The following is a 12,109-nucleotide window of genomic DNA, read 5'->3' as shown; positions in this document are numbered from 1 at the left end:
CTTGCTGCTAAAAGCTCTGGGTCTTCTTAAGATTTGTTTTACAAACAGTCTCTCAAGCGATCGCCTCCCCCGCTTCATAATAATTGCAAAGCCACATTTTCCCCTCTCCTCGACGAGAAATTTCTAGCAAAGTTGATTCTGAGTCTACCAATACATATTCCTGTGCTATGGCAAAGCTGCGCTTTTTCCTATCGGAATGCTCCGCAAACATGTCGCGAACCGTTAACGGAGTTATGCGCCAGCAAAACGCAATAACAAATCTGATGCATATTTTAGATAAAACAGTCCAGTAGTAGACTGACGCAGTTAAAACTGTGCAGATCGCTTTTTTCGTAATCACCCCATTCCCCTATCGCCCCATCATATAGAATCCGGTTATATAGTATATGTTTATTATTCTATAATTACTTCAATCTCCCCATCTCCGAATCTCCCCATTTTATAATGCACTATTTAAGGTGTGTCAGTCCTGTCGGGTGCGTTAATGCAATGTAAGGCACCGCCTATTCCAGAATTTTTTGCGTTACGCTTTCGGTGCGGAATGCTCCGCAAACACTGTTGTTTGCTATCGCAAAGCTGCGCTTTGTGCCAGCAAAACACACCCTACTACTTTTAACTTTTGAATTTTGAACTTTGACTTATCCATAGCGCTATTCCCATTGCCACCATTCCCAATACCATACCAGGTTCGGGTACATTTGCAGCATCTAATGGGTTATTGGGGTCGGTTAATTCCTCCTTGCCATCCTCAACTTTACGGTTAAAACGGTCTGCTGCTGCTTCTGCACGTTTGAGTGCTTCCCGTTGTTCATCATTCACTAAAACTATCATTGAAGAATAAGGCGTAACTATTTTATAGGTTTTAGCGATCGCGTGAATAGCATCCAACTCCTCGAGAGTCTCCAAATTCATTTTTTTACTCAACCCCAAAACTAACTGTTGAGCTGCCAGGGGAGCAAAATTATCCTCTATTATTTCCTCACGAGATTTTTTCTCCATAAACCAAGCATACCCATCTGCCACACTAACAACAGATTTTCCTAATTTTGATTTTGCCGTCACTTGTTGGAATATTTCGGTAAGTTTTGTCGCCACACCACCCCCACTTTTTTGCATCAATTTTAATGTGGCATCATCATAAGCAGGAGGCATCCCCCCCAAATGCAACATCCATAAAGGTGCAGATAAGTTGGGCATTTCTTGACTGTCATCCGAAAGTTCATAACTACCTTCATCAGTAACCAATATCACCCCATTGTAGCGAGTATCTCCTCGTAACTGGAGAAACTGTTCCAGCATTTCTTGATATTGGAGCGTACCGAAAAATGTAATTTTCTCAGTATCAAACTGACTAATATCATCAATGCGTTGGGGTGGAAAACCAACATCAGTCAGATATATATCTGCATCACCATTACCAAAACTCAGGTCTCCCAAACCATTTGCTACTAACCAGTCAATAGTCTGTTTTAATTCTTGGGTTTTAGCTCTCATGCTATAGGAAGTATCCACAACTACTGCAAACCTTTCGCTTTCCGGTAAAAATTTTTCTGGCGTTACTAACGGTTGAGCAGAAATTTGATATCCGTTGGTGAAATTTATCTGATGTTGTTGTGGAGTTGTTTCGGCAATTGCAGGAAGACTAGGTGGCAACCATGTTTCTTGATCGCTTCTGACAGACTTAGCGTTATAAATTCGTTTCGTGTCTTTATTCCAATAAATGTTTCGTTTTTCTGTCAACTCCGGTAAAGCAAAACTATTATCTTTTGCCATTACTTGATAAGTTAACCACAAGTGCATTTGTGTTGGTCGCTCTACGTTAGTTCTTCGTTCCCTTACCGACAACTTTGCTGGTACGGGAAATGCTCGTAAACGATATTGGCGAGGTCCGACTTTTTCTAGGAGAGCAGGATCGACCGGACGTTCTCTTCTAACTTGCGAATTATAGACTTTTTGTGCTGCACCACGAGGGGAAACTTTGAAAGGAAAACGTCGGGCGCGGTTGTCAGTATCGCCTAACCAAATACCTGTAATAACTGCACTTTCTGGAATGGTAAAATAATAGAGAATTTCTTGAGGTTCAAAGGTTTGATTTTCGTAAATTTCATATATTTCTATATCTGCCCAGTCTCCATTTTCTGTAACAGTAACTTCTTGGTTTTTCAGCCAGACTTTTTGTTCCCCAATATTTAATAATCCAGCTTTAACTTCATCTTGATTTGCTGTCGATTGAATAGCTTTAAGAATTGCTTTTTGTTCTGCTTTTTGAATTGGCGTATCGAAAAAATTACTGTAGAGTTTTGCTGCTTTTTGTTTATCTTTATGAGAACCTTTATATAAGAAAGGTGACATAAGATGATTGAAGTAATCTTGTAATGTTTGATTAATTGATTCTGGCAAACCAAATGTGCTTCTGTACATAATGCGAATTTGGTTACTTCTACCCTCCGAACTCAGATAACGATATGAAGATAAATAGGCATTAACTAATCCATCTCTAATTAAATTAGAATTGGCTAAAAGCTCTTGGCGATCGCTCTGATTTCTAATTGGTAAATCTAACATTTGAAAAACTATAACTTGGGGTTGTTGCTGAAATGAAACAAACAGAATCATCCAAGCAGTTATCACAGCAACAACTCCTTTAAATGTACGTTTATACCCATGTTTAAAAGCAAACATTCTCAAGATTCTTTGCCCAGAATGAACGTATAAACTCGCCAGAGCTGAAGGCATAAATACAAATAAAGTTGTGCTTAAAGCTAATATAAATAAAGATGAAACTAATGTAAATGCATAGGTAGGAGCGTAAGTTAACTCAGAAATAATTCCTTGCAGCCAGTAAAATGAGAAAAATTCTCGTAACAACATTACAGATACTGGCACAGCATAAAATAATAGTAATATTCCCACATATAAACCAGTTAATAACATGAGAGTATGAACAAACATTTGTAACCATAATGCTAACCGATTTCGATTAGCATAACCATATAAAAGTTCCAGAGCAAATGCGATAATACTAACTAATATTGTGGCTAAAATTAAAGTGCTGGCTTGGGTAAGTTCTCGTAGCACAAATAAACGCAATAAACATAGTAAAAATAAAGGTGCTTCTACACCATAAAATAACCGAATTAATTGTAGAGGTTGCTTGCGAAAACGCCATCCGCCAAAGATAGTACAAATAGTTGGAATTGCTACTATGCTAATGAAAGTAATCAAAAATTGATGGGGTATTAAACCAGAAAATGTACCTTCGATTAAAGAGTATCCAATAGTTGGTAAAATCCAAAAATATACAAGTCCTAAAAATGTCACATTCCAGACCCAAAAGATACTGTAAAAAGTCAGATGCAAAAATGTTTTTATCTTCATTAAAAAAATCCTTCAAACTATTGATATAGAAAAGTAAAAAAATTCATTAGTAGACTGACAAATATTCAATGGTGTATTTTAATAGGTTATTAAATGCCTTTCACAGTATAAATTTTAGCCGTCTAACGCACCCTACAAATTTGGGAATAGTAGGGACGGGTTCAGCGTTAAATTAGCGGTATTAACATTTGATGGGATAAACCCGCCCCATAGCCCATCACCTATTTCTATTTTATCCAAAAACTTAACCTATTCATTCCAATTAGGATCGATACCCGCTTCTCGCAATAAATGTTCTAAACGTTTAGCGCGTTCCTCCGCAACAGTTGCTCGACTTTCTGCCACCTCCAGTTGTTTCTCCACTTCAATATAATCATAATCTCTAAACCTTTTCCCATTAGGGCAATACAATATTAATGTTTCTTCTGTTAACTTAAACTTTATACCTAATCTTGGTCAAACCCAACCATTCATTTCATCAATTATTTCCAGCCAAGTTTCCGAACGCAACCATCCCGTCAAACTATTTTTTTGAGGGTCATAAAGATAATATTCTTCCACTCCATAGCGGTCATAAAATAATAGTTTGCGATTCATTTCTTTGGCTGTATTTACTGGAGAAAGAATCTCAAATACCACCTGTGGAGCAATATTATTTTCTTTCCATTGCTGATAAGAACCTCGGTCTCCTTTTGCTACTCCAAATACTACCATTATATCTGGAGCTTGTCGTAATTTATTATTATTTTCTACGGGATACCAAAGTAAATCTCCAGCCACAAAAACTTCTGAATTATTGGCAAATAACCAAGCTAAATTATATTGAATAATTGTAATCCAACAAAATTGAATCGTATTATCTGCCATTGGTTGACTATCATTATCGGGATAAACAATTTCTGCATCAGTTTGGGACAAAGGAAGTGGTGTTACCATGTTTTATTTCCTCAAAACCTCAGTATTTTAAGTATATATAGCAATCCTATTTTATTCGTGTCAAAAATCTTACTGCTTTTTAGGGAACACTTAACTGCTAAGAGTTTCAGTTTTTTTATTTACTTTTTGATTACCCGCAACCTATTTAGGATTGCTATAGTATTTCAGAAGGAAGAAGGAAGGTACGACTTCAATAATTAATAATTAACAATTAACAATTAATAATTACCTCTCCCTAAAAGAAAGAGGATTGACCCTTAAAGAAAATTTTTTCTTCTCTTGGTCGATTGGATCTGGCGTTTAGCTAACGCAAAACTTCGTTAACGCCGCGACATGAAAAAAAGAGCGGGAGACCTCGCCATCCCATCCTAGGTCATGCTCCGCATTCATGTCGGCGACAGCCGAAATAACCGCTTTTTTCTCCTTTAAAGGAGAGGTTTTAAACCTTAATTATTCGGTAAGTATTCAGGTATTAGCAGTTAGCTTTTTCTTAATTATAATGTACTAATAGCTTTTTAATTAATGAGGAAGATTAGCTAATATCAAATCCGTTTAATTGCACAGACAATAATAGTATCTACAGGGTTCGAGGATAGTCTAGGAAGTTGAGTTTCAAATTCTTAAGACGCCCTAGAAATAAGTGGTTAAGTATTTTCTACTGACTACTGACTATTGACTACTAAATTGATACTGAGGTTATTTAACCGGATTTGATATAAGATGGTTTGAGAGTAACTTTGAATTTTGGCTCAATCTTTCAATTCTATTTCCTCTTTCCAAGATAATAAATTAATAACTGACAGCTAAAATATGACCGCTGAATGCTTAAGGCAAGACACATATTTTTAACACATATGATTTGATAAATAAACCTACATATAATTGTTAATAAATTTCGGAAAAATTAATTTGATTCTGCCACAAATAACCAACAACGTAAACGTTGAAACCAAGATGACCTGATAGTAACCACAATAATTCCGAAGGGCAAAAATAAAAATAGTCCCAGCATCTTTAATACGAACATTTCCTTACTCATCGCTACCCCTAACAAACCATCCGCCACTCGCTGATACCAAACCCCGATCGATGCCAACAGTAAAAACCTCAATAAACCAACTTGTTTCCTAGAAACATTACCTACTCCAGTAAAAACAAATGGGCGAGACAACCATTTTTCACTCACCACTAAAAACTTCTCCACTGTTGTCAAAGTTACCCCAGGCAATATTAATTCTAGGAAAACTAAACATACAAATAACCAACTCACCTGTAATTTTATAGTGTAAGCAGGAATCAAAATTAATTTAACTGTTGCGCTATAGTTATAGAAAAGAAAAAACGGCCATAGTAGCAGAAATTGTGGTAAACCCATCAGATAATTTGGCGTACTCAAAATTTCATTAACTCCACATAATAATGTCGGCAATAAAAATGCTCCTATAAACAGCAAAACATACAAACAGACAACTCGTACAATAGCAGCAAATTTTTCAGGGCGACGCAAAGCGTAATTGCTACATACTTGTAAAACATAGCAAAATACCAGCATATTACTAGCGCCTCTAGTGGGAGCAAGACCGTTTATTGCCATTAACTAAATTACTATCATTTGTATTCCCAATAACCAGGTGACACGACGCCGCCATAATAACTGCACTTTCAACTTAGCTACTTTTTGAATTTCACGAAAATATATATCTTCTGCCAAACTTCCTTCTCTCGTTTCCGTTAATAATTAATTATTACAAATAGGTAATTCAAGAATTAATAATTAAATAATTCACGCCTTGAAGCCTCCCCTTGGATAGGGGAAAAAGCGGTCGGAAAGCGGAGCAGTCCGTTAGGATGGGATGGCGAGGTCTCCCGCTCTTTACAGAGCCGCGAACGCTTTTCATGTCGCGCAGCGTTAACGAAGTTGTGCGGAACGCTAAACGCCATATCCAATCTCCCCTTGAGAAAAGAAAATATTCCTTATATTCAATTCCCGTACGGTTTTAACCAGAGGTAATTATCAATTATCCATTATCCATTAATGAACTCTCCCTTTTAAGGAGAGGATTGACTAAAAGGAAAAAAAGAATTTTTTTTACCCTTTAAAGGGGAGGCTTTCCTTAATAATTCCCTAAAATTTAATCCACAAATCATAGCTTATCAAACTTTTATTAACTGGTTAGAAGATGAAATTAGTCGTCTATTGACTTTATACCAGATTCAATTCACGACTCCCCACAATCTACTGACATTGGATGCAAGATCTCTAAGTCCCTCAAACAAAACCACTCTGTACTCCAACAAAAAAGTTTTCATAATAATTAAGATTCCTGCTGATGATATAGCAGGCAGTTTCCCAGTCAAATACAAATTTTTTTTACAAATTGGTAAATGGGGAAACTAATTTGTCACAATATAAATAGATAAAAGGGTACTAAAAATTATGAAGGACAAATTATGGAATCAGCTTATATTTTCTGTCTAATTATTGGTGGAGCATTTGTTGCAGTCTCAGCATTTGCAGGTATAGATGGTGTAGAATTTGAGGGAGAGTTTGAGCAAGACCTGGAAATTATTGACCAAAAAAATCAAGAAGATAATACCTCAATATATCACCAGCCTCGTCGGCGGTTATGGTTACCATTTTTTAGCTTGAAATTCTGGACTTTTGGCAGTTGCTTTTTTGGCTTAACTGGAATTTTGTTATCCAATCTTTCTACGAGTCTTTCACCTACTATAATTGCCATTATTTCTATAATCGTTGGTATTTTATGTGGCACAATTATGGCTTATGTATTACATACCTTAAAAAATAGTCCCGCTGATAGCTTGGTGCGTAGTGATGATTTGCTAGGTCTTTCGGGAACAATCGAAATTCCTTTTGATAAAAATAGTAAAGGCAAAATCCGAGTAAATGTTAAGGAGTCTATCGTGGCATTTATTGCTTTTACTGAAGAAAATAGGCAGTTTACTAGGGGAGAAAAAGTGTTTATCGTGGGAGTGGAAAATAATAGAGTATGGGTAGTATCAGAAGATTGGATGGCTAGGTCGTCTGAGGAGAAATCTTAAGATTTTTTACCTAGGAATAAATCACGATGAAAAATCAAATTTTAATACTAGCCTATATCTCAGTGGCAGTGGGAATATTTGCTGGAATGTTCATAGTTTTGTTGTTGTGGATTTTTCGTCAACGACAAGTTATAAATAGTCTGGTTAGTCCTCAAGATTTTTTGGGTTTACCTTGCATTGTAGAAATTCCTTTTGATGCTCATAGTAGGGGAAAAGTACGCCTATATATTAAGGGGTCTAATCTTGAGCTAATTGCCCGCACACAAGAATCTAAAGAATTTACTAAGGGAGAAAAAGTATTTATTGTGGGCACGGAAAATAATCAGGTGTGGGTAGTTTCCCCATCATTTTTTCATAACGAGGAATAATACTATGTTCTGTCAAACACTTATAATACGGCTTCGTAGTTGCCCTTTAACGCCAGAGGTATATTTGGAGTCCTAAAGGGCAACTACAAACTCATAATTTTTTCTAACTAACTAAGTAAAAAATCAAAAGTTAAAAGTCAAAAGTATTGATGAATTATCAGACTTGTATTCAGTTTATTTTTTTTTGTCAAAAAGAATAGAAAATGATGCTTGATATATGGTCTTTGTGGTAATTTATTTTAATTTCAGTTGAGCCATAAATCTATTAATTATTTCACATTTGTAATCAGGAAATTTAGCTAATGAACAGTCAATTTATTGAGCCAGGGAAAACCGAAATAACTACAGTAGAAATTGCACAAGCTCCTAGAGTTTTAGAAACCAACCAACCTAATAACTTAACAAAAGAAGTTTATACAGGTTTACCCATCGCTCTATCCATATTTGGAATACTAATACTCATCTGGTTTATCAATACATTCATACAAATTTGTAAACCTAATGAAATTCTAATTTTATCCGGTCGTAAACGGCGGACAAAAGAAGGGCAAACAGTTGGTTATCGCGTAATTTTTGGTGGCAGAGCAATTCCCATTCCAATTATAGAAACAACCAAAACAATGGACTTGCGAACAATGCCAGTCCCTGTAGAAGTGCGCAATGCTTACTCCAAAGGAGGTACCCCACTAAATATTCAAGCGATCGCCAATGTCAAAGTTTCTAACGACCCCAAAGTGGTAGGTAATGCCATAGAAAGATTTCTCGATCGGGATCGCTCAGAAATTACCCGTGTTGCTAGAGAAACCCTAGAAGGAAACCTGCGGGGTGTTGTCGCTACCCTCACCCCAGAACAACTTAATGAAGACCGTCTCCAATTTGCCGAACGCATTGCCGAAGATGTGAGTCGTGACTTAGCTAAATTGGGTCTGCAACTAGACACCCTAAAAATTCAAAGTGTTTCTGATGACGTAGACTACCTAAACTCCATCGGTCGCAAACAAATTGCCATGATTCGCCGAGATGCCGAAATTGCTGAATCTAATGCTAAAGCAGAAGCGGAGCAAATAGAAGCAGACTCAAAACGAGAGTCAGAAATTGCCAAAACTCAGGCAGCTACATTAATAGTTCAGAAAGAAAACGAACTTCGCAAAATCAAAGCTGAGTTGGAACAGCAAGCGCGTTCTGAAGAAGAGCGAACTATAGCAGCAGGAAAAGAAGCTAGGGCGAGAGCAGAACAATTATTGCAAACAGTCCGCGCCGAATTAGAAAGGTTACGTCTGGAAGCAGATGAAGTCTTACCAGCAGAAGCGCAACGGCAAGCTAGAGAATTGCTAGCTAGAGGAAATGCTGCTTCACTCTCAGAAAATGCTCAAGCTGAAGCTTTTGTTAACGATATGCTTTCGTTGGTTTGGCAAGAAACTGGTAAGGATGCTGCAGAGTTATTCTACTTGCAGCAAATTAGCATGATTTTGCGCGAGTCTGCTAAAATTCCAGGACAAGTTAAGCTGGAAAATGTTAAAGTTATTGATACTGGGGATGGTAAGTCGATCGCTAGTTTGGTAAATGCTTATCCGGAAATCTTCCGTCAGTTCCTCAAAAATGTTAATCAAACCCTTGGCGTTGATGTGACAGGTAACTTCAGCAGTCAGAATGGAAAAAAAGTTGAATCTCTAGAGGCTCAAAAGTAGAGTTTTATTATTTGACAATTTCCGTCATAAAACGTTATTCTAGGTATGTTGTTGCAGGCAATTTCAATGACAAAATACTTAAAACCTAGAGAAGCTGCTGAAATACTGGGGGTTAATGTCAGAACACTTGTCAGATGGGAAGAAAACAAAAAAATTAGTGCCATCAAAACACCATCAGGCCAACGACGTTATGACATTGACTCTTACATCCAAAATACAAGGAATGTACCTAGAAAAACTGTTTTGTATTGTCGGGTTTCCAGCAATGCTCAAAAATCTGATTTAGATAGACAAGTAGCTGAATTACAGAATTTATATCCTAATGCAGAAACAGTTCAAGAAATAGGAGGAGGATTAAACTTTAAACGTCAAAAGTTGTTGAATTTACTATCACAAATTTGTGCTGGTGAAGTGGAACAGCTAATAGTTACTCATCAGGATAGATTAGCTCTATTCGGCTTTGATTTATTCAAATGGCTATGCGAGCAAAATAATTGTGATTTAGTTGTTTTAAACAACACGGAACTTTCTTTTAAATCTGAAATAATTGAGGATATTTTAGTAATATTGCAAAGTTTTTCTACTTGCTTACCATCTTTAAAAAAGTACAAAAATCAGATTCAACAAGACATGGAACTATATTCAAAAATTAATAATTAATAATTAATAATTAATAATTAATAATTAATACTTACCTCTCCTTGAAAACGGATAGGATTGATCCTTAAGGAAAATTTTTTCTTTTCTCTTGGCTGATTGGATATGCTTAGGGAACCCATCCATCCCATCCTACGGAAAGCTCTGTTCGGCGACAGCAGTTTTCGGCTAAGAGCCGACATGAAACGCTGCGCGACATGAAAAACGTAGTTGTTCGCTAGCTAAACGACCGCTTTTTCTCTTGAAATAGAAGGCTTTAAACCGAATTGATTAATTATCAATTATCAATTATCCATTGTTAAGTATATTGAGGTAAAATTTAAGTTTCTATTCTTATCCTCCTCTCTTTTATCTGCCAATATCTCACTAACTAAAATTACGGAGTAAAAAAATCATGGAAATAATATTAGCATTACTAGGAGTTTTCGGTCTAGGAACTGGTGCAGGTGTATTTGTAATTCGTAACCTTTATTACATTTGTCAACCAAGTGAAGTCCTAATTTTTGCTGGCAGTCGTCACCATGTTGGAGACACCAAGAAAAAAGTTGGGTATCGCCTTGTTAAAGGAGGTAGTAGTATTCGCGTCCCCCTATTAGAACAAGCTTTCCGCATGGACTTGAGTAATATGATTATTGAACTCAAGGTTTATAATTCTTATTCTAAAGGTGGTATTCCCCTGACGGTAGAAAGTGTGGCAAATATCAAAGTTGCTGGTGAGGAACCTACTATTCATAATGCCATTGAGCGGTTACTCGGAAAATCTCGCCAGGAAATTGAAAAATTAGCCCAAGAAACTTTAGAAGGAAATTTGCGGGGTGTGTTAGCTTCTCTGACACCGGAACAAGTGAACGAGGATAAGATTGCTTTTGCCAAAAGCTTACTAGAAGAAGCAGAAGACGACTTGGAAAAATTAGGTTTGGTATTAGATACTCTACAAATTCAGAATATTTCCGATGAAGTGGGATATCTTGATTCTATCGGTCGTCAGCAACAGGCAGAACTTTTACGAGATTCTCGCATTGCTGAAGCTAAAACTCAGGCAGAGTCAGTTGTTCGAGCAGCAGAAAACCAGAAGAATACTTCTCTTAAACAGATTGAAACTGAGATTGCTATGGCTCGTGCAGAGGCAGAAAGGCGGATTCAAGATGCGATGACGAAACGGCAAGCTGTCGTAGCTGAAGCTGAGGCCGATATAGGGTCAAAAGTAGCCCGAACTCAGGCTGAAGTAGCAGTACAGAAGGAGCGGATCAAACAGGTTGAACAACAGTTACAGGCGGATGTGGTTGCCCCTGCGGAAGCCGAATGTAAGCGGGCGATCGCTCAGGCTAAGGGTGATGCTGCTGCTATTGTTGAACCAGGGAAGGCACAAGCTGAGGGTATTCGCAAATTGGCTGAATCTTGGAAAGCTGCTGGTGAAAATGCGCGGGAGGTTTTTCTGTATCAGAAGTTGGAAGAGTTGTTGAAGATTATGGTCTCTACTGTGCCAGAGGTTGAGGTAGATAATGTAACTGTGATTAATGCTCAAGGTGGGAGCAATGCTACAAAAATGGCTGCTTTCTTTGAGGAGTTAAAGCAAACTGCTGGTATTGATGTAGCTGCTAGTTTGGAAAGTCTGACAGCAGGAACGGATATAGCTGAAGTCAGAAGTCAGAAGTAGGGGGAATGGCTATTCGCCCCTACATTCCCAGCACGGACTAAATTTGAGAGCCGTGAGAATGTCCTACTCCCTTCCCGCTAGAAGGTTACCTAACCAAATTTGGCTATAAACTATATGCTGCAATGATCTACTGATTATAATTTTGTGCCGGGAAGGGAGTAACCGTCCTGGTGGCTGCTATAAATCGGAAAAATTAAGCTGATGCTTTGTGCTCAAAACTTGACAAATATAGAAATTTAAACAGTCTTTTTATGTAGGGTGTGTTGCAACGCACCCTACAAGATTCTGTCCATATTTGTTGATAAATGTTTAACTCCCCCGGCGGGAAGTCCCGCGCTCTCCCGTAGGGGAGCGTCGGGATG

Annotated in this window: 8 protein-coding genes and 1 pseudogene; 5 read left to right on the top strand and 4 right to left on the bottom strand. The window is 37.5% G+C overall.

Features of this window, described 5'->3' with window-relative positions; genetic code table 11:
* Nucleotides 1-52: 52 nt before the first annotated feature.
* From ACP6PM_RS13930 to ACP6PM_RS13915, 4 genes and pseudogenes are all read right to left on the bottom strand, one after another.
* Nucleotides 53-211, bottom strand: coding sequence for a hypothetical protein (locus ACP6PM_RS13930; RefSeq protein WP_192901069.1), 159 nt, complete (start codon nt 209-211; stop codon nt 53-55).
* 401 nt (nt 212-612) lie between these two features.
* Complete coding sequence (locus ACP6PM_RS13925) at nt 613-3,378, bottom strand: TIGR02921 family PEP-CTERM protein (protein ID WP_426585544.1); 2,766 nt, start codon at nt 3,376-3,378, stop codon at nt 613-615.
* A gap of 375 nt (nt 3,379-3,753) precedes the next feature.
* Nucleotides 3,754-4,314 (bottom strand): annotated as a pseudogene (locus ACP6PM_RS13920) (Uma2 family endonuclease); the annotation flags it as partial.
* A gap of 904 nt (nt 4,315-5,218) precedes the next feature.
* Entirely contained in the window at nt 5,219-5,908 is a 690-nt protein-coding gene (locus tag ACP6PM_RS13915; protein WP_426585543.1) for a hypothetical protein, read from the bottom strand.
* 857 nt (nt 5,909-6,765) lie between these two features.
* Between ACP6PM_RS13915 and ACP6PM_RS13910 the strand changes: the two genes are divergently transcribed.
* The 5 genes from ACP6PM_RS13910 to ACP6PM_RS13890 all read left to right on the top strand — a co-directional run bounded on the left by ACP6PM_RS13910 (nt 6,766) and on the right by ACP6PM_RS13890 (nt 11,747).
* Nucleotides 6,766-7,377, top strand: coding sequence for an NfeD-like protein (locus ACP6PM_RS13910; RefSeq protein ID WP_426585541.1), 612 nt, complete (start codon nt 6,766-6,768; stop codon nt 7,375-7,377).
* A 26-nt stretch (nt 7,378-7,403) separates the two neighbouring features.
* Nucleotides 7,404-7,745 carry a hypothetical protein gene (locus tag ACP6PM_RS13905; protein WP_426585539.1) on the top strand — a complete coding sequence of 114 codons (342 nt, stop codon included), beginning with the start codon at nt 7,404-7,406 and terminating at the stop codon, nt 7,743-7,745.
* Nucleotides 7,746-8,047: 302 nt separating this feature from the next.
* Nucleotides 8,048-9,433, top strand: a complete 1,386-nt coding sequence (locus tag ACP6PM_RS13900) for a flotillin family protein (protein ID WP_426585537.1) — start codon at nt 8,048-8,050, stop codon at nt 9,431-9,433.
* Nucleotides 9,434-9,499: 66 nt separating this feature from the next.
* Nucleotides 9,500-10,093: an IS607 family transposase gene (locus ACP6PM_RS13895; RefSeq protein ID WP_426585535.1), complete on the top strand. Its 594-nt coding sequence runs from the start codon at nt 9,500-9,502 to the stop codon at nt 10,091-10,093.
* A 391-nt stretch (nt 10,094-10,484) separates the two neighbouring features.
* Nucleotides 10,485-11,747, top strand: coding sequence for a flotillin family protein (locus ACP6PM_RS13890; RefSeq protein ID WP_426585533.1), 1,263 nt, complete (start codon nt 10,485-10,487; stop codon nt 11,745-11,747).
* Nucleotides 11,748-12,109: the final 362 nt, after the last annotated feature.

The sequence above is a fragment of the Dapis brunnea BLCC-M229 genome (assembly GCF_050015995.1).
Taxonomy (GTDB): domain Bacteria; phylum Cyanobacteriota; class Cyanobacteriia; order Cyanobacteriales; family Microcoleaceae; genus Trichodesmium.
Note: the sequence above shows the minus strand (reverse complement) of the source record. Positions and strands in the feature narration are given on the sequence as shown.